Annotated in this window: 21 protein-coding genes; 7 read left to right on the forward strand and 14 right to left on the reverse strand. The window is 63.2% G+C overall.

Translation table 11 applies throughout. The features are described 5' to 3' along the window. Positions 1-38: 38 nt before the first annotated feature. Together LOY67_RS14670 and LOY67_RS14675 are read left to right on the forward strand one after the other, a co-directional pair. A complete protein-coding gene (locus tag LOY67_RS14670) occupies positions 39-608 on the forward strand; it encodes a TetR/AcrR family transcriptional regulator (RefSeq protein ID WP_265063172.1) in 570 nt (189 codons plus the stop codon). Between the two features lie 57 nt (positions 609-665). Then, positions 666-1,145, forward strand: coding sequence for a nuclear transport factor 2 family protein (locus tag LOY67_RS14675; RefSeq protein WP_265063173.1), 480 nt, complete (start codon positions 666-668; stop codon positions 1,143-1,145). 410 nt (positions 1,146-1,555) lie between these two features. Here LOY67_RS14675 and LOY67_RS14680 read toward each other — a convergent pair whose 3' ends face one another. Next, complete coding sequence (locus LOY67_RS14680) at positions 1,556-2,629, reverse strand: M28 family peptidase (protein WP_265063174.1); 1,074 nt, start codon at positions 2,627-2,629, stop codon at positions 1,556-1,558. A 260-nt stretch (positions 2,630-2,889) separates the two neighbouring features. Here LOY67_RS14680 and LOY67_RS14685 point away from each other — a divergent pair, with 260 nt between their 5' ends. Continuing rightward, the gene (locus tag LOY67_RS14685; protein ID WP_265063175.1) at positions 2,890-3,291 is read left to right on the forward strand and encodes a hypothetical protein; all 402 of its coding nucleotides are present in this window, start codon (positions 2,890-2,892) and stop codon (positions 3,289-3,291) included. Between the two features lie 3 nt (positions 3,292-3,294). On the opposite strand, the gene LOY67_RS14690 is transcribed toward LOY67_RS14685, so the two are convergent. From LOY67_RS14690 to LOY67_RS14750, 13 genes are all read right to left on the reverse strand, one after another. Then, positions 3,295-3,906, reverse strand: coding sequence for an RraA family protein (locus LOY67_RS14690; RefSeq protein ID WP_265063176.1), 612 nt, complete (start codon positions 3,904-3,906; stop codon positions 3,295-3,297). Next, positions 3,899-4,720: an IucA/IucC family C-terminal-domain containing protein gene (locus tag LOY67_RS14695; protein ID WP_265063177.1), complete on the reverse strand. Its 822-nt coding sequence runs from the start codon at positions 4,718-4,720 to the stop codon at positions 3,899-3,901. Before LOY67_RS14695 ends, LOY67_RS14690 begins: the two co-directional genes overlap by 8 nt. Positions 4,721-4,724: 4 nt before the next feature. Continuing rightward, positions 4,725-6,608, reverse strand: coding sequence for an IucA/IucC family protein (locus LOY67_RS14700; protein WP_265063178.1), 1,884 nt, complete (start codon positions 6,606-6,608; stop codon positions 4,725-4,727). Beyond that, the gene (locus tag LOY67_RS14705) at positions 6,605-7,387 is read right to left on the reverse strand and encodes an HpcH/HpaI aldolase family protein (RefSeq protein WP_265063179.1); all 783 of its coding nucleotides are present in this window, start codon (positions 7,385-7,387) and stop codon (positions 6,605-6,607) included. The genes LOY67_RS14700 and LOY67_RS14705 overlap by 4 nt, the downstream gene beginning before the upstream one ends. Beyond that, positions 7,381-9,237, reverse strand: coding sequence for an IucA/IucC family protein (locus tag LOY67_RS14710; RefSeq protein WP_265063180.1), 1,857 nt, complete (start codon positions 9,235-9,237; stop codon positions 7,381-7,383). The genes LOY67_RS14705 and LOY67_RS14710 overlap by 7 nt, the downstream gene beginning before the upstream one ends. A gap of 16 nt (positions 9,238-9,253) precedes the next feature. Further along, positions 9,254-10,624 (reverse strand): DHA2 family efflux MFS transporter permease subunit, encoded by a 1,371-nt coding sequence (locus LOY67_RS14715; RefSeq protein ID WP_265067770.1) that lies wholly within the window; start codon positions 10,622-10,624, stop codon positions 9,254-9,256. Between the two features lie 32 nt (positions 10,625-10,656). Next, positions 10,657-11,868: a type III PLP-dependent enzyme gene (locus tag LOY67_RS14720; RefSeq protein ID WP_265063181.1), complete on the reverse strand. Its 1,212-nt coding sequence runs from the start codon at positions 11,866-11,868 to the stop codon at positions 10,657-10,659. Then, entirely contained in the window at positions 11,861-13,645 is a 1,785-nt protein-coding gene (locus LOY67_RS14725) for an IucA/IucC family protein (RefSeq protein ID WP_265063182.1), read from the reverse strand. Before LOY67_RS14725 ends, LOY67_RS14720 begins: the two co-directional genes overlap by 8 nt. 171 nt (positions 13,646-13,816) lie before the next feature. Beyond that, the gene (locus tag LOY67_RS14730) at positions 13,817-15,193 is read right to left on the reverse strand and encodes a diaminobutyrate--2-oxoglutarate transaminase (RefSeq protein ID WP_265063183.1); all 1,377 of its coding nucleotides are present in this window, start codon (positions 15,191-15,193) and stop codon (positions 13,817-13,819) included. Positions 15,194-15,511: 318 nt separating this feature from the next. After that, on the reverse strand, positions 15,512-17,935 hold the full coding sequence (locus LOY67_RS14735) for a TonB-dependent receptor (protein WP_265063184.1): 2,424 nt from the start codon (positions 17,933-17,935) through the stop codon (positions 15,512-15,514). 67 nt (positions 17,936-18,002) lie between these two features. Continuing rightward, positions 18,003-18,950 (reverse strand): FecR domain-containing protein, encoded by a 948-nt coding sequence (locus tag LOY67_RS14740; protein WP_265063185.1) that lies wholly within the window; start codon positions 18,948-18,950, stop codon positions 18,003-18,005. After that, positions 18,947-19,456 carry a sigma-70 family RNA polymerase sigma factor gene (locus tag LOY67_RS14745; RefSeq protein WP_265063186.1) on the reverse strand — a complete coding sequence of 170 codons (510 nt, stop codon included), beginning with the start codon at positions 19,454-19,456 and terminating at the stop codon, positions 18,947-18,949. Before LOY67_RS14745 ends, LOY67_RS14740 begins: the two co-directional genes overlap by 4 nt. Before the next feature lie 344 nt (positions 19,457-19,800). Then, positions 19,801-20,322 carry an SgcJ/EcaC family oxidoreductase gene (locus tag LOY67_RS14750; RefSeq protein ID WP_265063187.1) on the reverse strand — a complete coding sequence of 174 codons (522 nt, stop codon included), beginning with the start codon at positions 20,320-20,322 and terminating at the stop codon, positions 19,801-19,803. 185 nt (positions 20,323-20,507) lie between these two features. On the opposite strand from LOY67_RS14750, the gene LOY67_RS14755 reads away from it, so the two are divergent. From LOY67_RS14755 to LOY67_RS14770, 4 genes are read left to right on the forward strand one after another with little or no spacing between them, the layout of a single operon-like run. Then, positions 20,508-21,692 (forward strand): sensor histidine kinase, encoded by a 1,185-nt coding sequence (locus LOY67_RS14755; protein ID WP_265063188.1) that lies wholly within the window; start codon positions 20,508-20,510, stop codon positions 21,690-21,692. After that, entirely contained in the window at positions 21,689-22,357 is a 669-nt protein-coding gene (locus tag LOY67_RS14760) for a response regulator (protein WP_265063189.1), read from the forward strand. Before LOY67_RS14755 ends, LOY67_RS14760 begins: the two co-directional genes overlap by 4 nt. Continuing rightward, positions 22,354-24,666: an ATP-binding protein gene (locus tag LOY67_RS14765; protein WP_265063190.1), complete on the forward strand. Its 2,313-nt coding sequence runs from the start codon at positions 22,354-22,356 to the stop codon at positions 24,664-24,666. The genes LOY67_RS14760 and LOY67_RS14765 overlap by 4 nt, the downstream gene beginning before the upstream one ends. Next, positions 24,663-25,124 carry a response regulator gene (locus LOY67_RS14770; protein WP_265063191.1) on the forward strand — a complete coding sequence of 154 codons (462 nt, stop codon included), beginning with the start codon at positions 24,663-24,665 and terminating at the stop codon, positions 25,122-25,124. The genes LOY67_RS14765 and LOY67_RS14770 overlap by 4 nt, the downstream gene beginning before the upstream one ends. Positions 25,125-25,170 lie beyond the last annotated feature (46 nt).

Genomic DNA, 25,170 nt, shown 5'->3' on the forward strand with positions numbered 1-25,170 from the left:
ATTTGACCAAGGAGAACGATCGTTCTACTGTTCACGCCATGAACGAAATCATAAGCAACGACACCCGAGACATCATCCTCGATGTCGCCGAAAAGCTGATCTATAAAAGTGGCATTGCAGCCACCGGCATGGATCTGCTGGTGAAAACCGCCGGCGTCTCCAGGAAAAGCGTCTACCGCTATTTCGCCAACAAGGACGACCTGATCCTGGCCGCCCTCAAGCGCCGGGACGAGCGCTGGATGCACTGGTTCAGCACCGAGGTCGACAAAGCCCCTACCCCGGCCGCCCGGCTCTATCACCTGTTCACCGTGCTCAAGGGCTGGTTTGACAGCGACGGCTTTCGCGGCTGTGCGTTCATCAACACCAGTGGTGAAACCGGAGACCCACAGGACCCGGTCCGCCAATTGGCGAAATTGCATAAACAGAAGCTGCTCGATTACGTCACCCGGTTGTGCACTGAACAAGGGGTCGAAAATCCCGATGCCCTGGCCCGGCAGTTACTGATCCTGATCGAGGGTGCCATTACCGTCGCACTGATCATGGGTGATCACAGTGCCGCCGACCATGCCCAGGACATGTTGAATGTGTTGTTGGTTGAAAAGAAGTAAAACGCCTGCCCCGTTGAACGTCGTGAAACTTAATTCATCACTCGCTGGAGAATTGCCATGTCGTCCCCTGCTGAAGTTCGCCCACCCTTGCCGCCTTTCACCCGTGAAACGGCTATCGAAAAAGTTCGCCTGGCCGAAGATGGCTGGAACTCCCGTGACCCACAGCGAGTGTCCCTGGCCTATACCCTGGACACCCAATGGCGCAACCGCGCCGAGTTCGTCCATAACCGCGAAGAAGCCAAGGCGTTCCTGACCCGCAAATGGGCCAAGGAGCTGGATTACCGGCTGATCAAGGAACTCTGGGCGTTCACCGACAACCGCATCGCCGTGCGCTATGCCTATGAATGGCACGATGATTCGGGCAACTGGTTCCGCTCCTACGGCAATGAGAACTGGGAATTCGACGAACAAGGCCTGATGTCCAACCGCTACGCCTGCATCAACGACCTGCCGATCAAGGAAAGCGAACGCAAATACCATTGGCCGCTGGGGCGCCGGCCGGATGATCATCCTGGGTTGTCCGAGTTGGGGTTGTAGACACACCACCCGCCAAGCCCTTGACCCAATGTGGGAGCGAGCCTGCTCGCGATAGCGGTGGACCTGCTTGCTTCAGTGTTGAATGTGCCGCCGCCATCGCGAGCAGGCTCGCTCCCACAGGGGGTCGATGGTGGACACAGCTTCTGCCAGCACCTTGGCCCCAATGTGGGAGCCTGCTCGCGATAGCGGTGGACTTGCTTGCTTCAGTGTTGAATGTGCCGCCGTCATCGCGAGCAGGCTCGCTCCCACAGGGGGTCGATGGTGGACACAGCTTCTGCCAGCACCTTGGCCCCAATGTGGGAGCCTGCTCGCGATAGCGGTGGACTTGCTTGCTTCAGTGTTGAATGTGCCGCCGTCATCGCGAGCAGGCTCGCTCCCACAGGGGGTCAGCGATCACAGGGGCTTTAGCGCTACTCACCCTCGGCCCGATTGAGCAGGAACTCCAGCAATGTCCCCGCGCAGGCTTCAATGCTGCCCTCCAGGATCAGCTCGAACCCATGGGTGTTCTCGGTGGGTATCGCGATGCAGCCTCCCATGGCCGACACCCCGCTGCCCATGACCGCACTGGCATCACTGGCGAAGTCCACCAGCAGTGCGAATTGCGGCTCCAGGTCGATGCTTTTGCCGGCGCGGTAGAGCTGGTCGACGACCTTGCGGCTGTAGCAGCCTTTTTCATCTCCCGTGTTGATGATCGGGTTGACGCTCAACCGGGTTCCATACTCCTGCACCACCGGCCCGACCTCGACGGCAACGGTCACCTCGCCCGGCAGGTGAGCTGCGGCATACAGCGCCCCGGCATTGGATTCTTCTTCCTGGGTGGTGAACACGAAATACACCTCACCGGCCAGTTCCGCCCGGCGCTCGGCCAACAGTGCGGCGGCCTGCAGGGTCGCGACCATCGGTGCACGGTCGTCGAGAAAGTGTGCGGCAATGGCGTCGCCCACCCGAAACGGTCGGCGCCAGTGCTGGCTCAACACCACCCGCGTACCGGGGCGCACGCCATGCTTGTGCAATTGTTCCCGTGAACAGCGGGTAATCACATGGACGTCCTCCCAATGCACATTCCCGGACAGGACATCCGCGCCCTGATGGGTTTGCGCCGTGCAGTGCATCGACCCGAACGACAAGACGCCAGGAATGAAATCCCGGTCGCCGAGGATGTCCACGGGGCACACGCCAAAGTTGATCGGGTTGGCGCCCCCCAAGGCCACCACCCGCAACGTGCCATCGGGTTCGACGCGTTTGACCAGCATGGCGATTTCATCCAGATGCGCCATGACCCGGACCGGTGCTTGGGTGGCGCTACCGCTGGCCGCTCCCTGGATCAGCCCGATCACGTTGCCGGCCGGGTCGCCCCAGGTCTTGTCGCAATGGGGCTCCAGCTCCCGTAGGCAGATTTGCCGGACTTCGTCTTCCTGCCCGCCCGGTCCGCGGGCCATCAGCAATTCTTCCAGCAACGGTAATGTAGACAGGTTCGCTTGCATCGATCGGACTCTCCTTATGCTTGTCACGAGGGCCGTCGTCATAGCGATGACGGAGCGGACCGCAACGTGCCTGTCTTTCTTGAGGGTGCCTGCCTGGAAAAATTTGATCGGATCGACGGATAAGCAGACGAGCGGGCCATGCCAGGTGACAGACCGACGGCCATATGACAGGGTTGACCCCACTATCGCCAGGCATCACATTGCCTGGGCCGCCGACGGACTCAAGGGCGGCTTCGTCGTACCCCAGACCTGTGGAGCTCATGACCGCGTCGATTCCGATCCGTCCCCCCTGCCCGCCTGGCGTCTGCGATTGCGGGCGTGATGCCTTGCTGGAAACGGCGGGCAGCGACCTGCGCATCCTTTGCCTGAATCGCCAGGAAGAAAAGCGCCTGCTCGAACGGCTGGAAAACATCCAGGACCTGGCCGAACTTGAACGGTTGCAGCAGCGGCTCTACGAAAACCTGGGCATCCGCCTGACCATCGAGCCGGGCTACAACGAAGTCCGGACCATGCGCGGTATCGCCATCGAGTTCCAGGCGCAACCCGGCCTCTGTCGCAAGATTCGCCAGTCGATCCCGGCCGCCATTCGCCGCGGCCTGGAAAGACGTCCGGAAATCGCCTGGCGCCTGCTGGATGCTCACGACCTGTTTCGCGACGCCTGACGTTCAGCGCTGGATCCGTTGCAGGAACTCGGCTCTCTTAAGCTGATCCGCCTGCTCTTTCGCCAGCAGCTTGGGCAGCAGATCGCTGGCCTGTCGCACCCCGAGGATGAATACACCGTCGTCATCACCAATGGCAATATCACCCGGATGCACGGTGACACCCGACACCCGGATCGGCTGATTGACTTCGCCGCCAAGCCCAAGGCTGCGGGTGGTGAAAGCGCTGACACCGCGACTGAACACCGGCAGGCGATGGGTCCGCAAGGCAGCCACGTCGGTCACCGCGCCGCACACCACGACACCGGCCAGGCCTTTGATCAGCCCGGCCAGGGTGCGCAGCTCTCCCCAGCAGGCACAATCGGGATCCCCCACGCATTCCACCACCAGCACATCTCCTGGCTCGCTCAGCAGCAAGGCTTCGCGCAAGACACTACCGTCAGGCGTGAACAGCCTGACCGTGACCACCTTGCCGAGCATGCGCAGGTTATCGAACAGCGGGCGGATGCCCCGCAGGTAACCGCTGTCGGTGAAATGCCCCAGGGTGGACGAAGCGATACCCCGGTACTGTGCCAGCAGCGAATCAGTGACGTCCGCTGGTGCGATTGAATCATTCATGTCGTGTTCTCTTTCGCAGCAACGGGCAGGCCGAACAGTATTCGACCGGGTTGCTGGCCTGGTAATAGAAACAGCAGGTCCGCCGCAGCCGACGGCAACCGCCGTTGGCAAGGGGCATGGGCGCGCGGCGAAAATGCCGCAGCGGGTTGTAATCCAGGCCGAACAACCCGGGATCGGCCTGGTTCAGCAACCAGTCAAAGTCAGCATCGATGCGCTGGCGCATGGACGGATCCTGCAGGCTGTCCATGCGTTTTTCATACAGCGAATAGACCCGCACCGCGGTGTTTTCCCAGAGGATGCGCCGGGAGATGCCGCTGACCTGGGCGAACAGGTCCCACAAAGGCTTGAGCAGCCCGGCGAACAGGCTGCCGACCAGTCTTTCGCGCCAGGCCTCTCGGCCACCGGCGGCATAGGCCTGCGGCTCGAGGTCCAGCAGCGGCATCGACGAGGTCCAGAGGCCCTCGTCGTGAGCGTATTCGATGATGCAGTTGTCCAGGGACATCGGCAGCCCCTTGTCACACGCCGACAGCGCATACAGACAGGCGTTGGTGGTGAGGAACGAAATCCGCTTGCTCAACAGCGAGGCGGTGATTGCCCGGGACGGCGAGCCGAGAATCGGCGTCAACTCGTCCAGCAGCCGCAGGCACACGCCGCCATTCAACAGTTCATGGGCCGCCAGGGAACGCGACGAATCGCGCTCCCCTGCCGGTTTCAGCCGCAAGGGGCCGCTGAGCACCGCCCATTCGCCGGCCGTGAACCGGCAGGCCCCGTCGGCGAATGCCGGCTCAACCCCCAGCACGCGAGTGACCGCCATGCCTTCAGGCCTCCAGCGACAGCCGGCGGAACGGGTTGACCACCTCGCCCTTGCCGAACGGCATGCTGCCCGGCCCACCGGCCCGTTCGATCATCGGCGTGAGCAACAGCTTCTGCGGCCAGTTCGGCGCTTCGAACAGTTGCGCCTTGATCATCGCCCGGGCCTCGGCGTCGAAGTCGATGGTCTCGATCAATTCGTCCAGCACGTCCCGCAGGGTCTGCCACAAACCGCTCACCGGCATCGAATAGACCTGCGCCAGGGTGTCCATGATCGCGCGCATGTTGACCTGGATGCCCAGGGTCTGCAGCCAGAACAGCAGGTCTTCCGGACGCTCGTGATACAGCGTGTTGGCGTGGCCTTTCTTGATCCGGTACACCGGGTCTGCCATGCCGTTGCGCTCCAGCCACGGCACGAAGATCCGCAGCGAGTCGTGGTCGCGCAGCAGCAGGCCTTCGGCATGGCCGTCCTTCCACACCAGCACCGCGTTCTGGCCGTGGACTTCCCCCAGCATGCCGAGGCGGAACATGCGCAGGTTGATGTCGAAGAAGCTGCGGGCCAGTTCGCGGAACAGGGTCATGACCGACTCGGCGTCGGCCGGCAGGTTGCGGTACTGCATCCAGTCATCGAAGAAGTGACGGTTGCTGCCCAGCAGCGGCGTGCCCAGGGCGGCCATCGGCAGCAGGCGGGTGTCGGCGTCGTTGAGCAGCGCGCTCGGGTACCCGCGGACCATGGCCGACAGGTGCCGTGGCGCCTCGTCGAACAGCGTGGCCTCGGGTGGCATGAACGCCCACCACTTGCCCTCGTCGCACAGGTGCAGCGACTGGCGCAGGGTCGCGTCTTTGTCCAGCACCTCGTGGAGCAAGGCTTCACTCAGGCCGCCGTTGATCATTTTCACTGCCGGCAGGTAGCGCGACGCACCCAGGGAATGGATGGCCATCGGCAGCTTGAGGTAATCGGCGCTGTCGAAGCACGGCGTCATGGAGCGCAGCGACGAGGTGGCGAAGAAATCGCCCTCATTGAAGCTCAGGCGCCGGCAATCGCCCTTGGCGAATGCCTCACCCAACTGTTTATCGAGTACGTGTTCCCACTGCCACGGATGGACCGGCAAGGCGATGTGGCTGTCGGCCAGGCCGTGGGCCTGCATTTCCCCGGCGAGCCGGGCCTGCAGAGGTTCAGGCAACAAATAGCGTGCCGGATAACACTGCGCCAGGTCCCCCACGCCTTCACCGCATTGCAGAAGCGTGCGGTCCACCGCGACCCAGTTCAAGGCCACCGGGCGAGCGAATTCGGCCTGGTAACGCAGGTACTCCTCATCGTCGAGCCCTTGCTTGGCTTTTGCTAACGGGTGATAGGGACGATCGCGCAGCGAGGCCCACTGCTCCATGGTGCGGAAGAACGTCGCCGGATCCTGGGCCAGCAGTTCACGCTCATCGACCGCGTGGGACAGGGACAACGCCGTCTGCTTCACGCTGGTGTGCAGCACATCGAGAAACAGCGCCAGGCCTTTATCGTTGTCCTTGAAGCGCTCGGCCATCGAGGCGAACACCCGCTTGATGAAGTCCTCCGGCGCGAGCACGGTCCATTGCTCCTCCTGGCGCGCCAGCACCGGTGTGCCCGGCACTTTTTCCCACTGTTGGGTGATGCCCGCACGCAGGGCAATGCTGATGAAGCGCTGCTCGGTCGGGTCGTAGCACCAATCCCAGATGCGTTGCTGCGCGGTCAACCCGGCGAGCACCGGGGCTTTCGGATGGGCCTGCTGCCAGGCGCCGATGCTGACCAGGGACAATGTCTCGCTGCCGAAGAAGTGTTCGGCCAACAGGCAGTCCACCAGGTCCTGCATGACGATATCGGCGGCTTGGGCCAGGGCTTGTGAGGTCAGGCTAGTCATCTTGATTCATGTCCTTGTGAAGAAAGTGTGGCCAAGCGGCCCTGGAGGGCGCGGAACGCGATGCCGCGCTCGTCGCCCAGTACAAAGGTGTTCACCCCTCGGGCACGCCAGCGGGCGTGGTCGTCGGGTTGACGGGGAATGGCGCAGTACGGAATGCCAGCCTCGCGGGCGGCCTGCCAGGTGTCCAGCAGTGCCTGTTGCACCGGCGGCGTGTTGATCTGCCAGGGCGTGCCGAGGGACTGGGACAGGTCCGCCGCGCCTTCGAGGATCATGTCCAGGCCGGGCACCGCTGCGATGTCCGCTGCACGCCGTACGCCTTCGGCGCTTTCGATCATCGCCACCACCATGACCTGCTCGTTGGCCAGTCCCACGTACTCGGCAAGGCTGTGTTTGCCAAACGAACCGGGGCGCCCGGCATTCAGGCTGCGCCGCCCCAACGGGTGGTACTTGCACGCGGCAATCGCATCGGCCAGTTGCTCCGGGCTTTCGATCATCGGCAACACGATGCCCTGGGCGCCGCCGTCGAGCAGGCGCAGCAGGGTTTTCGGATTCAGGTCCGCGACCCGTACCAAGGGCGTAATGGCGTAGGCTTCGGCGATGCGGATCATGTGCTCCACGGTTTCCGGGTTGATCAGCACGTGCTCCATGTCGATGATCACGAAGTCATAGCCTGCCTCGGCGATCAGCTCGATCGCCATGGCCGACGGAATCGAACTGATCAGGCCGTAGGCGGCCTGCCCCGCGCCGAGCTTGAGCTTGAGTTGATTGGTTCTCAGCATGTCTGCGGCCGGAAGGCGTGCAGCGGATTGGGCACCGACTTGAAGCGCCGCTCGCCGTCACCCAGCAGGCGACGCTTGGTCAGTTCTTCCACTTCATAGGACGGTGCGAACACGTCGAACAGCCCGAAGCGCTCGCGGTGTTGCGGGTGCGCAGCCTGGTAAGCGGTGATGACGTCGGCAGTCATCTGCCAGAAGCGGGTTTCATCGAGCTGATAGTGCTGGCGCAGGAAGATCGCCATTTCCGCCAGGCAGATGAAGAAGAAACAGTCACAGGAGAAATCCCGCACCGCATTGACGTCATCGGTAATGATGAATGAGTTGCGGTTCAGCTTTGCATGGCTGGCGGGCAACGGCACCAGGGTCGGGCACAGCTGCGGCCGCGCCAGGTGCGCCGGGGAGTACCGCACGCCATCATGGAAGTCCTTGAGGGCGATGCGTTGCGGCCAACCGTCCCGGGTAATCAGCACGATGTTCTGGCCGTGGGACTCCATGCCGATGCCTTCGGCGTAGAGCATGTGGATGATCGGCGGCACCGTGACTTCCAGCAGCCGCTGAGTCCAGGCCTGCAAACCGTACTGGGCAATCCAGGCATCGATGAACGGCAACTGCTCGCCCTGGCCGTAGCGGTTTTCCACGTGGCTCAGGCCATTGAACGGCACCGCTTGTTCATCGGCCTTGAGATAGCCGTGAATGCTTTCCCGCCAGATGGCGCCGAGGGTGCCGTAGGCTTGAGGCGCACGGGAGGCCGGCAGGTGGTCGTAGCTGAAGCTGACCCCGGCCACCTCGCCGAGGATGACGAAGTCCAGGGCGCGGGCAGTGCTGTCGGTGGCGATCAGTTGTTGCAGCCAGTCGGTGATGATCGGGCCGTTCATCACCGTGTGCCGCGCCAGAATACGCGTGCTGGAGGTGTTGGTCATGCTCATCGCCAGCTTCACATACGGGCGCTCGGGAGCGCTGGCGTTGGCCAGGGTGCGGATCGATTGCTGGGCCTTGTACTGATCCTGCGAGGTGCCCAGGTAGATCAGCTCGCCACGGAGCAGTTCAGGGTAGAACGTCGGGACAATGGTGTTTTCCCACTGCCACGGATGGACCGGAGTCAGCCAGAAATCATCCGGCGATTGACCACGGCTTTCGACGGTCGCGGCCAGCTGTTGCAGGCGCGTCTCCCCCGCTTCCTGGCGGATGAACGCGTCGAAATCCATCTTGCTGGAATGGTTCATCGCCCCGCAGGATTTGGCCACGGCCAGCCAGACGATGGCGATGGGCGTGGCGAACTCCGGCCCAAAGCGGGTGTTGTCATGCAGGGTGAAACCGATCCGCGACTTGTAGCACGGGTGGTAGCTGTGGGCGTCCATGAAGTGCTGTTCCAGCGCGTCCATGTCCAGCCGATGGGCTGCACGCGGCGCACGGTAGCCCTGGCTGCGCGATTGCAGATCCTTGAGCTGGGTCTGCTCCAGTTCCTGGATGAAGCGCGGCAGGTGAGCGCTGCCCTCGAACTCGCCGAGCAGTTCGGCCAGGGCCTGGTGCAGGTCCGGCGCCCGGGATTGTCCCGTGGCGTCGACTCGCTCAAGGCTGGCGTGATCCAGGCGGATCAGCTCGAAACTGCTGCTGCGCAAGCCGTTGCAGAGGTATTGCACCGGTTGTTGCGCGGCATCGGTGCCTTGCACGATGAAACGATACCGACCGTTCGCAAGCGGCTCGCACTGGTACGCCAGCACGTCTTCGTACAGCAGGGTTTGCAGCAGTTGACCGACCACCCGCTGTTGGACTTTGACCCGGACAGCGGCATCGGTGTCCGCCAGCCAGGCGCCTGGAGCGGTGGACTGTGGGGCTTGTTCAAAAATCGTCATGGGAATTCCTTATCAATTAACGTTGTTCGAGGGCCACGGACGGCGCTTCGGCCGCCCGTTCCGGCACGGGGAAGCGCCAGGCACAGGGCAAGGCCAGCAGGATCAGCACGCCGGTGGCGATGAATACTTCGCTGATGGCGCCCGAGGTTTGCAGTGCGGAACCGACTTCGGCCCCCAGGCGCATTTCCAGCCAGAGCGAAGCGATGACGATGGCCAGCGAGGACACCAGGCGCCGGGAAATGTTGTTCATCGCCGCGCCCTGGGTGACCATCGGCTCCGGCAAGGCATTGAGCCCGGCGGTGGTCACCGGCATGTAGGACAGCCCCAGCCCGGCACCGCGCACCATCATCAAAACGAACACCGTGGTGATGGTGGCCTGGGACGTGAGCATGCCCAGGGCCAGGGTCGACGCACCGGTCAGCAGCATGCCCACCGACACCACGGCCCGAGGCCCGTGCCGGTCGAGCAGCTTGCCGCCCATCTGGCCGAACAGGCTGGCGAACCCGGCGGTACACAGCAACGCCAACCCGGTCCAGATCGCGCTGTAGCCCAGCACCATCTGCACCAGCAGCGGCACCAGCACCAGGCACTCGAACATGCCCACCGATTGCACCACGGCAATGATCACGCTCAGGCGGTAGCCGCGCAGGTTGAAGATCCGCAGGTTGAGCAGCGGCTCCGAACGGCTCAGCTCAACGCGCACGAAGGCGATCAGACACAGCACGCCCGCCGTCAGCATCGCCAGGTTGAGCGGATCCAGCAGGCCGTCGGCGTGGTGCAGGCGACTGGTGGCGACCATCAGCAAGCCAATGCCCGAGGCGATCAGCAGATACCCGGCGAAATCGAACCGCTTGCGCTCCGGCGGTTCGGAGGCCGGCAATACACCCAAGCCGAGGATCAGCGCCAGCAACCCGATGGGTACGTTCATCAGGAACAGCGAGCGCCAACTGAACCACTCCAGCAGCAGACTTCCGCACAGCGGCCCCACTGCCGGGGCGAGCATGACCACGGCACTCCACAGTCCCGTCACCCGCCCCCGCTCATCCTTGGCATACACCGAAAAAATGATCGCCAGGGACAACGGGATCATCAGCCCGCTGGCGATCCCCTGAACCACTCGCGCCGCGATCACCAGCGCGATCGAGTCAGCGACGGCGCCCATCAGCGAACCGCCGATGAACAACGCCACGCCCCACAGGTACAAGCGCTTGCGGCCCAGGCGCTGGCTCAGGAAGCTGGTCAGCGGCATGGTCATGCCCATGGCGGTCATGAAGCCCGCAACGATCCAGGTCGCCATCAGCGGACCGATGGCAAACGCCTCCATGAACGCCGGCAGCGCCGGATTGAGCGAGCTGTTGTTGAGGCTGACCGTGAGCGTGCCCAACATCACGTTGAGCACCACCCAGTGACGCGACACCTTCACAACAGCGCTCCCGACGTGGTGGCACTGACGAACTGTTGCAGCGGACGCGGGTGGCAGAGGAAGTCCGCGTGGGAGATGTTGTAGCCATAGGCGCCGGCCATGGGCAGCACCAACAGATCACCCACCTCGGCCCCTTGCAACTGACGGCCGCGGCTCAAGACATCCTTGGGCGTGCACAACTGGCCGACCACGGTCCAGGTCTGCGCGGTATCCGGCTGCGGCTTGCGCCGACGTGGCAGGTGAATGACCGGGTGATCGTGACTCTGGGCCGCCGGCAGACGGAACTGGTGGGTTCCGCCGCGACAGACCAGGAAGTGCTCGCCGTGGCTGGTCTTGGTGTCCAGCACTTCGATCACGTAATAGCCACAGAATGCACTGATGAAGCGCCCCGGCTCGAAACGCACCACCGGCGGCTGCTCATGGGAGGCCAGGGACTTGCCCAGATGCCGGCACAGCCGCTGCCAATCGAAGCGCTGCCCACTCAGGTAATCGACGCCGATGCCGCCGCCGACGTTCAAGTGGGTCGGTTGCTCATCGCCGGTCGCCAGTGCCTTCCATTCGGTCCAGCGGTGCAGGTAGAAATCCAGCAACTGCTCGTGACGTTCCACCGAGTTCTGGTGGGACATGGCGTGCACATGGAAGCCCTTGAGGCTCAGGTGACTGAACGCCTGCACCCGCCGCACGGCTTCCGGCAGCTCGACTTCGTCGATGCCGAAAGGCGTTGCGGTGCCGGCCATCGCCAGTTTGCTCGACAGGGTCGATGGCAACTGCGGGTTGATGCGGATGAACACCGGCTGCACCCGGCCCGCCTGTTGCGCAAGACGTTGCAGGCGGTCGATTTCATTGAGGCTTTCCACGTGAATCGCCTCGACCCGGTTCTCCAGGGCCGCACGCAGGTCCGAATCGAGTTTGCCCGGGCCGGAAAACACGTAGGGCTTGCGCGTCGGACACGCCACGACCCGCTCGATCTCGCCGCCCGAGGAAATCTCGAAACCGCTGACCAGCGGCGCCAGGGCCGCGAGCATCGGCGCTTCGCTGTTGGCCTTGATCGCGTAGTACAGCTCCACGCCGGCGGGCAGCGCGGCCATCACCTCACTGACGTGACGGGTCAGCGCCTCGAGGTCATAGACAAACAGGGCCAGCGGGTCTTCGCTGTTGCGTCGGGCGGCATCGATGGCGGCCATTACCGTTTCGGGCAGGTCACGCATAACGCACCTCCTCGCCCCAAGGCGAACGCAGGTTGACGTAACCGGCCTGACGATCAGCCTTGGCGGCCAGACGCACCTTGAGATTGGTCTTGCAGGGAATCGAATCGCCCGCGATCAGCGCATCCAGTTCCGGTGCCGGCCGTACCAGTTCCTCGCGGATGCTGCGCAGTTGTCGCTCCACCCGCTCCCACATCAACGGCGCCAGGTGCGGACGTTCCCAGCTCAGGGCCAGCACCGCTTCGGACAGGTTATTGATCAGCAAGCAGTAACTGATGCGACTCCAGCCCTGTTCGCGGCTATAGGTCATCGACTGACGCACGCGGGGATGCAGGCCGACGGCGATCCCGGACATACCCAGCTCTTCGGTCAGCTTGACCCCTTCGAAGTCCCGCAACAGCAGTTGCTGAGGCTGGCCGTCGTCGTGGATCAGCACGCTGTTCTGCAGGTGCGGTTCCATCACGACGCCGTGGTTGAAGAACAGCGCCAGCACCGGACGCAGCAACAACGCCTGGTAGCGGTCGAACCAGTCGAGCAGTTGCCCGTCGTCGAGTGCCCGGCCATTGAAGCCTTGCAGGAACTCATGGACCAGTGGTTGGGAGTGAATGTCCCGGGCGAACAGCGTACCGGCCATGACGCTGACATCGGCGCCGCCGCGACGGCAGAAGTTCTCCCGCAGGATCGCGCCGGTCTGCTCGCGGAACCAGTGGCTGTCGACTTCGCTCGCATGCCTGGGCGCCCAGCTCAACGAACCCGGCTCGGCCACGGTGGACAGGCCACCGAGGGTTTGCGGCTGGGTCTGCTGCAAGCGCTGGAACAACTGGTCGATGATCAAAGTGCTTTCCAGCTCATACCAGGCGTTCTTGCGCACGCAGTTGGTGATGCGCACGTTCAACGATCCCTTGATGAAATAGTCATGCCCTTCGATGTACCAGGTGCGCATGGAGGCCGTCGGGCTGGCCAGCGCACCGGTGGTGCCCAGGTCCCGCAGTTCGCCCAGTTCCAGTTGCTGTTGCACCCGCCGATCCTGCACGAACAGCTGCGCCTGGACCGGGTGCAGGCAGATGATCGCCCGGCCCGGCCGTGCACGACTCTGGTCGGCGAACCCGGCCAGCACTTGTTCTTCGGTCAGCCCGTTGGCGGAGATCCGCAGCCCTTCGCGAGGGACCTCGAACAGGTGCAGTGCCGTGCGCGCCTGGAACTCCGGCGCATAGGTTTCCTGGGCCAGATGGGCCGGCCAGAGCCGCGCCTTGGGCGCCGGATGATTGGGATGACCAAACCACAGGCCTTGCTCGCTGGCCAGGTAGTTGCTCAGCGGCGCCGGACCCGCACCGTCGATGTTGTGGGCGACGATGGCGGCGGTCAGGGACTGGCTTTGCAGCACCTGTTCGAGCAACTCACCGTTGCTGGCGCGGGTCATGTGCTCACAGGCACCGAGCAGTTGCGCGACGAACTCGGGGAACGGCAGGTTGCTCCACGACGTATCGCCCTGACGCGCATACACATCGGACAGGTAGCGATGGCTGCCGAGACGGTCGCAACGATCCACCAGCACGAAGAACTGTTGGCCGTTGGGCAGGCTGATCGTCAGGGGAATCCCCTTCGATTGCAGCCCTTCCAGATAACTCCCGGGTGCAATGCCGCGCATATCCTGGGGCCAGTGATAATCCAGGCAGTTTTCCGGCAACGCGAACTCCTTGATCAAACAATTGAGCAAGGCGCGGGTGCTGGCCAATTCGCTGACGCGGTGGGATAAAGCAGTACGATCGGGATATTGCATAGTTGCTCCTCGTAACCTGCGGGTTACGGATGACTTCATGTCTGGGCAATACGTTTGTGTTCAGCGACAAGACAATAGGTGCCCGCCTCCCCAACTTCGGGAAAATTGTTTAGCGCTGTTTAGCAAGTGGCGGATATGACTTATATCGCCAGGTATATAACGGACAGTTGTTTAACCGCGTTCTTGCAAGAGTGCAGCCTGCAACGCTTGTTCAAATCGTTCCACTGCCAGGGCACATTGCTGGTCGTCGATGATCAACGGCGGCAACAACCGGATTACATTGCCCTGCCTTCCCCCTCGCTCCAGCAACAGCCCGTGGTCGAAGCAATGTTTCTGGATGGCCACGGCCAAGGTGGGGTCGCCCGGATAGCTGTTCAGGTGATCAGGGGCCTGGCGCTCGTCGACGATCTCGATGCCCAGCATCAACCCGCGGCCACGTACCTGACCGAGGGCCGGATAACGTTGCTGCAGCTCCACCAGTCGCGCCTTGAGCCAGGCGCCACGACGCTCAGCCTGGGCCGGCAGGTCCTGTTGCTGCAAGGCGTTGAGCGTCGCCAGGCCCGTGGCCATGGCCATCTGGTTGCCGCGGAACGTCCCGGTGTGGGCGCCCGGCTGCCAGGCATCGAACTCACGCTTGAGGCCCAGCACGGCCAGCGGCAACCCGCCACCGACCGCCTTGGACATGACAATGATGTCCGGCTCGATGCCGGCGTGCTCGAAGGCAAACATCTTGCCGGTGCGGCCAAAGCCCGCCTGAACTTCATCGATGATCAGCAGGATACCGTGCCGCTGGGTGACCTCGCGGATGCGGCGCAACCATTGCGGTGGCGCACAATTGACACCGCCCTCGCCCTGCACCGCCTCGAGGATCACCGCGGCGGGCAGTGAGACGCCGCTTTCCACATCCTCGATGAACTGGGTGAAGTAATAGCCCAGCGCTTCGATCCCGGCTTCGCCGCCAATGCCCAGCGGGCAGCGGTATTCATGGGGGTATGGCATGAACTGCACGCCCGGCATCAAGGACGCCACGGCATCTTTCGGCCCGGTGTTGCCTGTCACCGACAACGCACCATGGGTCATGCCGTGATAGCCACCGCTGAAGCTGATGATGCTGCTGCGTCCGGTGAACGTCTTGGCCAGCTTGAGCGCCGCCTCCACCGCGTCCGCTCCGGACGGCCCGCAGAATTGCAGGCAATAGTCGCGTCCCTGGCCCGGCAGCAGGCTCAAGAGCTTTTCGCTGAAAGCATCCTTCTGTGGCGTAGTGAGGTCCAAGGTGTGCATCGGCATGCCCGAGGACATGAACCGATCGATGCTCGCCATGATGTCTGGAGAGTTGTGGCCCAACGCCAGGGTGCCGGCCCCTGCCAGGCAATCGAGGTAGACCTTGCCCTCCACATCCGTTACCCATACACCATGGGCCTTGGCGATTGCCAGAGGCAACTTGCGCGGGTAACTGCGAACATTGGATTCGAACCGGCCCTGGCGGCTCAGATAATGTGCATTGTCCTTTTGCAAAGAATCGATGCGTACAGCGCTTTCATTCAACATGAGTAATCAACCCTGATTAAGTCCCGACATGCAAATTATTCTCATTCGCTGATGAGTGCAATATTTAATTTCAAATAAATTGGAATTTCGCGGAGTCGGATTTTTATAAATGACGCGCAGGAAAGTTTCTCCGAAATGAATTGGAGATATTGGGATGGATATATCGAACAAGGCGCTTTGATATCAGCGCTAAAAGTCAGTGTGAATCAGTTTTTATATCGAACTGTATGCCTCAGTTAATTGCAGATTAATATCAAGTTGTATCAAAACGATATATGACAGTTTGAAAACGCTCCCTCCCTGGAGCTGTAGAGCAGCTTAGAAATCCACGGTAGCCGACAGAAGGTAGGTGCGCGGGGTCGACAGGGTCAGGCCCGGCTCGCTGTCATCCGAGGCGCCGGCCGAGGCCCAGTAGTTCTTGTTGGCCACGTTCTCGATGTTGGCGCGCAGGGTGATGTTCTTTTCATCGACCTTGAAGCCGTAGCGTGCACCTACGTCGAAACGGACCCAGGAATCGATTTCCTTGTCGTTGGACTGGTCCAGGTACTGCGAACTGGAATAGATGCCGCGACTGGTCAGGGTCAGGCCTTGCACTGTAGGCACATCCCACTCGGCGCCCAGGTTGACGTTGTATTTCGGCGTGGCTGGCGCACGGTTGCCATCGTAAGTGCCACCGGTGGTGTTGGTCAGCTCGCTGTCGATGTACATCACGCCACCGAGCAGGCGGGTACCTTTGAGGGGCTCACCGAACACGCTCAGTTCCACACCGGTATTTTCGCGCTTGCCGTTGGGGCCGAAGACCCGTGTGGTGGCGTCGGTCGCGTAGGCCGGCTGCTTGATCCGGAACAGAGCGGCAGTCAAGGCGAACGGACCGGCGTCGTACTTGGCCCCCACCTCGACCTGACGGCTGATGAACGGCGGGAAAATCTCATCCTCGTTGATCGAGGTCGACGGCGCGATCTTGCCCTGGCTCAGGCCTTCCATGTAGTTGGCATACAGAGACAGCTTGTCGGTGGCCTTGAACAGGACGCCGCCCGATGGCGAGACTTTTTCCTCGTCATAGGCAGTTGCACCTTTGACACCCGCAGTCCAGTCGTCCACTTCCACCCGTTGCCAGCGGGCGCCGAGGGTCAGCAGCAAACGGTCATCGAAGAACCCCAGGGTGTCGGATAACGCAACGCCGCTGAAGTGGTTCTCGGTGTAGACCTTGTCATCCTTGCGTGTAGGGGTACTTGGCGTCGTGGTTTCCACCGGGTCATACAGGTTGCTGAAGCCGTTGGCGTAGCGGGCGCCGCCGTTGGTGAAGTCCATGTAGAAATAACTGGCGGCCAGGTTGACCTCGTGGCTTACCGGCCCCGTATGAAACCAGTTGCGCACACCGGCATTGGCTGTACGGACGCTTTCGTCCCGGGTGAAGTCCCGGGGAGAAACGGTGAAATCGCCAGCGTCATTGGTGATCGAAACGTTATGCCGGAGGAAGTCATGATGACTTTCACGCGCACCGACACCGCCGTACAGCATGGTCGAGTCACTGACATCGTACTCGGCGTTCACCATGCCGAAGGTGTCCTTGGTGCGTGCCTTGCTCCAGGGCTGGGCATAGTTGTTGCGCACATCACTGGCATGGGGAACCTGTGCATTGGCACCGACCTGCACGCGCTCCTGCGGCGCATCGGTATCGCGCTCGGTGTGGCCGATGTCCGTGGAGACACGCAGGCGCTCACCACGGAAGTCCAGGCCAACCACGGCCATCTCGCGGTCCACGCTCTGGTGATCCCATTCGGTATCGCCAGACTGCTTCACGCCGTTGAAACGAATGCCGAACTGGTTGTCCTCGCCAAAGCGTCGACCGACATCCACGGCGCCGCCGAGCTGGTTGTTGGACGCGTAGCTACCGGTGAACGAGGTGATGGGCTTGTCGGTGGCGCGCTTGGGCACCACGTTGATCCCGCCCCCTACGCTGCCCCGCGGTGAAATACCGTTGATGAGCTGGCTCGGTCCCTTGAGGATGTCGACGCGCTCGGCCATTTCCATGTCGATCGTATAGGTCGGCAGGATGCCGTAGAGGCCGTTGTAGGCAACATCGCTGTTGAACAGGCTGAAACCGCGAATGGTGAACTGCTCGTACCGCCCACCCGCCGGGTTGGTCGCACGCACCGAAGGGTCGCTGTTGACCAGGTCGCCCAGGGTCCGGGCCTGCTGGTTCTTGACCGTCTCGCTGGTGTAGGTGGTCATGCTGAACGGCGTTTCCATGAAGTCTCGCGAGCCCAGCAAGCCCTGGGAACCACGCCGGGCGACCTGACCGCCGGCATACACCTCGCCCTCCTCCGAACCGGCGGCGCCAAGAATCGAGGTGGGCGCCAGTTGCACGCTGCCACCTTCCGGCGCCGGGGCCAGGATGTAGGCCTGTTCGCCCACCGGTTGCAGTTGCAGGCCGGAGCCCTGCAGCAACCGGGCAAAGCCCTCCTCCACGCCATATTCGCCCGAGAGCCCGGCGCTGTTGCGACCGCTCACCAGGGCCGGATCCACCGACAGGTTGACACCTGCCAGCCCGGCGAAGCGGGTCAATGCCGCGCTCAGGCTGCCGGCCGGCACCTGGTAACTGCGCCGGGCCGCTTCTTCGGCGTGGCTGGATGAGATGAAGAACGGGCTGGCACTCAGGCTCAGCATGAGACTCAGGTTCAACAGCGGACGCCAGCCGGCAAGGGCCGGGCGTAAACGCAAAGGTACTACTGCGGACATTGGAAGGCGCTCTCGTTTTTGTTCACTTGCCTTGAATGACAAGCGAGACAAAAAAAGGGGACAGGCATCAGGCAATATTTTTGCGGAGCGTCAGGGTGACCCAATAACGGGTGCGCATCTGCACATCCAATGGCAGGCTGGCCGAGAGCAAAGCGAGGATTTTATCGGTGTTTTCCAGGCGGAAACTGCCGGTCACCCGGAGCGACTCCAGGGCGTCGTCCCAGCGCAGAACACCCGGGCGATAGCGACCCAGCTCGCGGAGAAAGTCCCCCAGCGGCTGGTTCTGCGCCACCAGCACCCCATCACGCCAACCCGGTTGCGTCAGGTCGAGGCGGGTCACCGGCCCGGCGCCTGCGGCGTGAAGGCTGACCTGCTGGCCCTCGTCCAGTTGCAGCACGGGCCCGTGCAACGGTTGCAGGTGTGCCGAGCCGCTGACCACCGAGACCCGACAGCCTCGCTCGTCCAAGCGCACGCAGACTTCGCCGCGACTGACGGTAATCAGCCCGTAGGGAGCCTGGACGGCCAATGGCGTGACGCCGCTGACCTTCAGCGCCATTTCGCCTTGCACCAGCACCAGGCGCCGGGCCTTGAGGTCCAGGTTCACGGCGCTGTCGGTGTTCAGTTGCAAAAGGCTGCCATCCACCAGCGACCAACGCCGCTGTTCACCGATGGCGGTGTGCAGATCGGCGTGCCAGGCTTCCAGGGGCAACTCGCGGCCCAGCATCCAGGCCGTCGGAACCAACGCGGCGACGCTCAGTGCGCGCTTGAGTACGGCACGCCGGGGCAAGGCCGGACGATCCAGGGTTGCCATGCCCAACGAAGGCGGCACCCCGGCGAAGCGCTGGCGCAGGCGCTGGGCCTTTTGCCAGGCCGCCTCATGATGGGCGCTGCTGTCGCGCCAGCGTTGCAGGGCGGCGGCGTCGAACTCGTTGCCGCCGAACTCCATCATGGTCAGCCAGCGGGCAGCCGCCCGGGCGACGTCCCGAGCCTCGGACGACGGCGCCGGGCGAATCAAAAGTCCACCAGCAGGCAATGCTCATAGGCCTGGGCCATGTAGCGCTTGACGGTGCGTTCGGACACCTGCATGCGCTCGGCAATTTCCCGGTAGCCGAGGCCTTCGAGCTGACTCCACAAAAAAGCCCGCCGCACCTGGGGCGGCAGGCCATCGAGCAATTCGTCCAGGGCTTGCAGGGTTTCGAGCAGCAGCCAGCGTTGCTCCGGGGACGGTACGCACTCTTCGGGCAGACTTGCCAGGGCATCGAGGTAAGCCTGTTCCAGGTTGCGCCGGGTATAGAAATTGCTCAGCAGCCGCTTGCCGACCGTGAGCAGGTAGGCACGGGGTTCGTGCAGGTCCGCCAGGGGCTGGGCACTGGACAGGACCCGCAGGAAGGTATCCTGGCGCAGGTCCGCCGCATCCCAGGCATTGCCCATGCGCCGTCTCAACCAGCCTTCCAGCCAACCGCCATGATCACGGTACAACGCATGAAGGGAGTGCTCCGTCGGCGTAGCTGCATCAAACATGTCAAGAAGCCCTGGGCATGGAATGTCTTAAATGAGACTGATTCTAATTAATGTTCGCGAGCTAATCCAAGTGCTTTATGCAGCGAGATGTGTAAAAGGGGGGAAACTGAGGGGGTGCGATGCAAGCTGACCCACCGCTATCGCGAGCAGGCTCGCTCCCACAGGGGATTGGCGGTCAGACGCAGAAAGTGGGTTCGCCGGGAACAATGTGGGAGCGAGCCTGCTCGCGATGGCGGTGGCTCAGCTTGCATTTATGGTGACTGGTCGGGCGCTGTCGCGAGCAGGGCTCGCTCCCACGAAAAAAAAGCGCCCTTGAGATCAAGGGCGCCCGGGTAGCGAGGGTATCAGTGGCTGGCGTGCAGGGCTTTCGGCACTTCCGGCATGGCCGAAGAGTGGTGGTTGATGATCTTCCACTGCCCGTTCAGGCGCTCATAGAGGTAGGTGTAGCGCGCCTGGACGTCCTTCTTGCTGCCATCGGCATTGGTCAGGGTGAAGGTGTAGACGCCACTGTCCATTGCCGCATCGGGACCCAGGTGGCGGATTTCCCGGTAGTTGATCTTCCCGACCGGCTTACCCGCCAGGAAGTGCTCGAAATAGTCCTGGATCTGTGCCGGCGTGGTACGCACCTTGTTGGAAAGAGTCGGTTGCAGGACCGCATCCGGCGCATAGAGGCTGCTCATCGCGGTGGCACTGCCGGTCTGCAGTGTCTTGTTCCACTGGTCGAACAGCGCAGCGATCTCCCGATCATTCACGTTCTTGGGTTGTTCGGCCACGGTGCGATACACGAAAGGCGTGGCATCGGCAGCATGGACAAAAGGCGTGGTCAGTACAAAAAAAGTGGCAAGGGCCAGGGTTTTCATTTTCATCGTAGCGCTCCTTTCGGTATTAATAGCGTCGGTTTCAATGACCCCACTTTGCCGGTCGCGGCAGCCGCCGCCATCGGCCAACCGGAGCCAATCGACTATGCCGATCGGCAGATAGGCCCGGCGCCGATGACACGGTCTAATGACGGCATCGCGACCGGACCGGTCCCTTTCACGCTGGAGCCCCCATGCAAAGCCCACCCCATGACCCCGGCAGCGCCCTGGCCATCCGCAGTCAGTATCGTCAGTCACAAAGCCGCGCCGCGCGCCTGGGCCTGTTGTTGGGGACCGGCCATGAACTGACCCGGTTGCCCTTGGCGCAAATGCGCCAGCGCGTCGTGCAGAGGGCCTGTGCGTTCGTCGCCATGGACCATGGCTTGCTGCTGGAATGGGCGCCGGATCACCCGGCAAGCGCCCTCGCCAGCCATGGCAGTGGCGAACGACTCGATTGGCTCGCCAGCCTCGCTCAATCGCCCTCTCCCGGCCCGCAGTGGCTCGAATACCCCGGCAGCGCCCTGCCCCAGGTCCTCCGTGTGCCGCTGCGAGCCGCCGACGGGACGGTGTTCGGCGTACTGTTGCTGGGCAACAGCGTGGTCATCAGTGCGCCGGACAACGAAGACATCGAGTCCCTGCAACTGCTGACGACCCTGCTGGCTGCGCACCTGGAGAACCATCGGCTGCTCGAAGCGCTCCAGGCCCGCGAGCGCACCATGTCCGAGCTGGTCCACCGGTTGTTCACTGCCCAGGAGGACGAACGCAAGCGCGTGGCTTATGACCTGCATGACGGCCTGGCGCAAAACCTGGCCGGCCTGCACCAGCGCTTGCAGGGATTTGCCGGTCGCTGCCCGGTGTTGCCGCCAGACCTGGCGAACGAATTGCAGACCATCCTGGCGTTGGCCCAGGGCTGTGTCGGTGAAGGTCGGCAGTTGATCGGCGGCCTGCGTCCCCATGTGCTGGACGATTTCGGCCTGTACAAAGCGGTCGACAAGGAAGCTGATCGCCTGCGCGACGCCGGCCTGACGGTGGACTGGGTCGAACACAGTCCCGAGCGCCTGCCGGGCAGTACCGAAATCGCCCTGTTCCGTATTGCCCAGGAAGGCATCAACAATATCCTCAAGCACGCCCGGGCCAGCCACGCCTGCCTGGGGCTTTTGATCAGCGACGGCCAGGCCTCCCTGCGGGTCGAGGACAACGGTCGTGGCTTTGCCCTGGAGCAACCCATCGAAACCAACGGCACCCGCCATCTGGGCCTGGCTGCCATGCAGGAGCGAGCACTCCTGCTGGGAGGCCAGCTGACTTGTTCCAGCCAGCCCGGCGACGGCACCCGATTGCTGGCCAGCGTGCCGTTGCCCATCCACGGAGCACACCCATGACCCCACCTTTACGGCTGCTGCTGGCCGATGATCACGAAGTCACCCGCGCCGGCTTCATCGCCCTGCTGGCCGGCACCCCAGGGTTCGAGGTCGTCGGTCAGGCCCGCGACGGCCAGGAGGCCCTGGATCTGTGCGAGCGGTTGCAACCGGACATCGCCATTCTCGACATCCGCATGCCGGTTCTCAACGGCCTGGGCGCGGCGCGCATCCTGCAAAAGCGCCAACCGGGCATCAAAGTGATGATCTTCACTATGGACGACAGCACCGATCACCTGGAGGCAGCCATCAGTGCAGGAGCCGTAGGCTATCTGCTCAAGGATGCCAGCCGGGATGAGGTGCTGGACGCCCTCAAACGGGTCGCCCGGGGCGAGGAAGCGTTGAACAGTTCAGTCAGTGCGCGCCTGTTGCGGCGCATGACCGAACGTAGCGCCAGCGGCGCGTCGCCGCTCCAAGCCCTGACCGCGCGGGAACGCCAAGTGCTGGGCTTGGTGGCGAGCGGCTTCAGTAATCGTGAAATCGGCGAAAAACTCGGCATCGCCCCCGGCACCGCCAAGGCCCACGTGGAGCGGGTCATCGGCAAGCTGGGCGCCGCCGACCGGACCCAGGCCGCCGTGCGCGGTATCGCCCTGGGACTGGTGGCGCAACCCGCCGGACAATGGCCATGAGGTACCTGGCGGCCCGCCGCTGGGCCGACCTGCCGCTACGGGGCAAGGCATTGGTGGTGATTTCCCTGCCGCTGGTGGTGCTATTGCTGTCCCTGGTGCTCATCTACATCACCGAGCGCCAGACCGCCCGGGCCGAAGAAGATGTTCGTCGGGTACTGCGCGTCCAGGGCGATATCCAGACGGTGCATACCCTGCTGGCCGAGGCGGCAGCCAGCGTGCGCGGCTACCTGTTGACCCGGCGCGAGGATTTCCTGCCTGGCTATGAACAGGCCACGCCCTTGATCGAGGCGGCGTTGCAACGCCTGGACCACGACATCCGCGACGCCAGGGTGCGCGAACACCTGCAGACCATCACTCCGCTGATCGAAGAAAAAATCGGTGGACTGGTCGAATTGCGCAGCGGCGAGTTCGACAACCCGGAGGCGATCACCGCGTTCCTGATCGAAAACAAGCAAGTGCTGGACATATTGCGCGAACAGATCAGCGCCATGCGCATCCGCGAAGATGCCCTGCTCGCCGAGCGCAGTGCCGCCGCCTCGGACATCCGCATGCGCCTGCTGCTCGCCACCCTGCTGGCGGCGTTATGCGGGCTGTTCGGCGCGATTGTCGCGGTGTTGTTCCTGTCCAAGGGCATTGTCGCCCGGGTGCAGCAGGTACAAGGCAACGCCCAGCGCCTGGCACTGGGCCAACCCTTGCTGCCACAACCGCCGGAGCAGGATGAAATCGGCCAGCTGGGCACCCGCCTGGTGGAAGCCGGACAGTTGCTGGCCGAACGCGAGCGGGCGCTGCGCGACAACGAGGAACGCCTGCGGCTGATCATCGATGGCGTGAGGGACTACGGGATCTTCGCCCTGGACGCCAAGGGTTATGTGATCACCTGGAATGCCGGCGCCGAGCGGATCAAGGGCTACACCGAGCAGGAAATCATCGGCCGGCATTTTTCCCTGTTCTACCTGGCAGAAGAATGCCCAGCGCACCCGGAGATGGCCCTGCGCGAAGCCACCCGCGACGGCCATTACATGGAAGAAGGCTGGCGTTGTCGCAAGGACGGCAGCCGCTTCTGGGCCAGCGTGGTCATCACCGCCCAATACGACAGCACCGGCGCCCTGCGCGGTTTCTCCAAGATCACCCGCGACATCACTGACCGACGGGCCGCCGAGATCGCCCTGGGCACCGCCCGCGAAGAAGCGGAAAGCGCCAGCCGGGCCAAGAGCGAGTTTCTCTCGCGCATGAGCCACGAACTGCGCACGCCATTGAATGCCATCCTCGGCTTCGCGCAACTGCTGGACATGGACTCCACGGCCGGCCAGCGTCCCCACGTCAGCCACATCCTGCGCGCTGGGCAGCACCTGCTGGCGTTGATCAACGAGGTGCTGGACATTGCCCGGATCGAGGCTGGCCGCCTGCCGCTGAACATCGAGCCGATCGCCCTGGCGACGGTGTTGCACGAAGCCCTGACGCTGGTTTCACCCATGGCTGCCGACGCCGGCATTCGCCTGGTCGAGCTATCGCCACTGCCCGACGGCAGCGGCGTGCTGGCCGACCGTCAGCGCCTGGTCCAGGTGCTGCTCAACCTGTTGTCCAACGCCATCAAGTACAACCGGCCCGGTGGTGAAGTGCGCATTGAAGTGGCTGTCGTGGACAACCGGGTGGACATTGCCGTCAGCGATACCGGACGCGGCATTGCCCCGGAGCAGTTGGACCAGTTGTTCAAGCCGTTCGAACGCCTGGGCGCCGATCCCCAAGTGGAAGGCACCGGCCTCGGGCTGTCCTTGAGCAAGAGCCTGCTGGAGATGATGCAGGGCAATCTTCTGGTTCGCAGCGTGCCCGGTCAGGGTTGCTGTTTCACCTTGCAATTGCCGGGCGCCCAGGTCGTCGCCACGCAGTTGCCGCCCATCGCGGCCCTGACGGTCACCCGCCCGCCCGTTGAATACCACGGCAGGGTGTTGTGCATCGAGGACAACCTGTCGAGCCTGGCGTTGATCGAAACCCTGATGCAGCGCCGTCCCGGAATCCAGCTGTTGTCGAGCATGCAGGGCCAGATGGGCCTGGACCTGGCGCGGCAGCATGCGCCGCAACTGATCCTGCTGGATGTAACCTTGCCGGACCTGGAGGGGCTGGAGGTCTTGCGCCGCTTGCGCCAGTCCCCGGCCACTGCGTCCACTCCGGTGCTGATGATCACGGCCGACGCCAGCGACTTGACCCATCGGGCCCTGCAGGATGCCGGCGCCACGGCGATCCTGACCAAGCCCATTCATATCCAGGCCTTCCTGGCCCACCTTGAACGTTATTTACCGGAGCCCGCATGAATCGCGATTTGCGCATCCTGATCATCGACGACCAGCGCCCCAACCTGGACCTGATGGAACAACTGCTGGCCCGCGAAGGGTTGCACAACGTGCTGAGCAGCACCGAGCCCCTGCGCACCCTGGACTTGTTCAACAGCTTCGAACCGGACCTGGTCATCCTCGACCTGCACATGCCGGCGTTCGACGGTTTCGCCGTGCTGGAGCAACTCAACCGGCGCATCCCGGCCAACGATTACCTGCCGATCCTGGTGCTGACCGCCGACGCCACCCGGGATACCCGCCTGCGAGCCCTGGCCCTCGGCGCCCGGGATTTCATCAGCAAACCCCTCGATGCGCTGGAAACCATGCTGCGCATCTGGAACCTGCTGGAAACCCGGGCGCTCTACAAGGCGTTGCGCGAGTTGATTCCTGCCCAGCAGATCGAGTTGTTGCGCCAGCATCGACCAGCTGCCGATTGAGAATTGAATATTACTTGTGGCGAGGGGATTTATCCCCGCTGGGCTG

It is taken from the genome of Pseudomonas sp. B21-056 (assembly GCF_026016325.1).
Classification (GTDB): domain Bacteria; phylum Pseudomonadota; class Gammaproteobacteria; order Pseudomonadales; family Pseudomonadaceae; genus Aquipseudomonas.

Bases quoted from the DNA above. Each gene is read 5' to 3' on its own strand.
- LOY67_RS14670 (WP_265063172.1), top strand. From the start codon at position 39: ATGAACGAAATCATAAGCAACGACACCCGAGACATCATCCTCGATGTC.
- LOY67_RS14675 (WP_265063173.1), top strand. From the start codon at position 666: ATGTCGTCCCCTGCTGAAGTTCGCCCACCCTTGCCGCCTTTCACCCGT.
- LOY67_RS14680 (WP_265063174.1), bottom strand. From the start codon at position 2,629: ATGCAAGCGAACCTGTCTACATTACCGTTGCTGGAAGAATTGCTGATG.
- LOY67_RS14685 (WP_265063175.1), top strand. From the start codon at position 2,890: ATGACCGCGTCGATTCCGATCCGTCCCCCCTGCCCGCCTGGCGTCTGC.
- LOY67_RS14690 (WP_265063176.1), bottom strand. From the start codon at position 3,906: ATGAATGATTCAATCGCACCAGCGGACGTCACTGATTCGCTGCTGGCA.
- LOY67_RS14695 (WP_265063177.1), bottom strand. From the start codon at position 4,720: ATGGCGGTCACTCGCGTGCTGGGGGTTGAGCCGGCATTCGCCGACGGG.
- LOY67_RS14700 (WP_265063178.1), bottom strand. From the start codon at position 6,608: ATGACTAGCCTGACCTCACAAGCCCTGGCCCAAGCCGCCGATATCGTC.
- LOY67_RS14705 (WP_265063179.1), bottom strand. From the start codon at position 7,387: ATGCTGAGAACCAATCAACTCAAGCTCAAGCTCGGCGCGGGGCAGGCC.
- LOY67_RS14710 (WP_265063180.1), bottom strand. From the start codon at position 9,237: ATGACGATTTTTGAACAAGCCCCACAGTCCACCGCTCCAGGCGCCTGG.
- LOY67_RS14715 (WP_265067770.1), bottom strand. From the start codon at position 10,624: ATGTTGGGCACGCTCACGGTCAGCCTCAACAACAGCTCGCTCAATCCG.
- LOY67_RS14720 (WP_265063181.1), bottom strand. From the start codon at position 11,868: ATGCGTGACCTGCCCGAAACGGTAATGGCCGCCATCGATGCCGCCCGA.
- LOY67_RS14725 (WP_265063182.1), bottom strand. From the start codon at position 13,645: ATGCAATATCCCGATCGTACTGCTTTATCCCACCGCGTCAGCGAATTG.
- LOY67_RS14730 (WP_265063183.1), bottom strand. From the start codon at position 15,193: ATGTTGAATGAAAGCGCTGTACGCATCGATTCTTTGCAAAAGGACAAT.
- LOY67_RS14735 (WP_265063184.1), bottom strand. From the start codon at position 17,935: ATGTCCGCAGTAGTACCTTTGCGTTTACGCCCGGCCCTTGCCGGCTGG.
- LOY67_RS14745 (WP_265063186.1), bottom strand. From the start codon at position 19,456: ATGTTTGATGCAGCTACGCCGACGGAGCACTCCCTTCATGCGTTGTAC.
- LOY67_RS14750 (WP_265063187.1), bottom strand. From the start codon at position 20,322: ATGAAAATGAAAACCCTGGCCCTTGCCACTTTTTTTGTACTGACCACG.
- LOY67_RS14755 (WP_265063188.1), top strand. From the start codon at position 20,508: ATGCAAAGCCCACCCCATGACCCCGGCAGCGCCCTGGCCATCCGCAGT.
- LOY67_RS14760 (WP_265063189.1), top strand. From the start codon at position 21,689: ATGACCCCACCTTTACGGCTGCTGCTGGCCGATGATCACGAAGTCACC.
- LOY67_RS14765 (WP_265063190.1), top strand. From the start codon at position 22,354: ATGAGGTACCTGGCGGCCCGCCGCTGGGCCGACCTGCCGCTACGGGGC.
- LOY67_RS14770 (WP_265063191.1), top strand. From the start codon at position 24,663: ATGAATCGCGATTTGCGCATCCTGATCATCGACGACCAGCGCCCCAAC.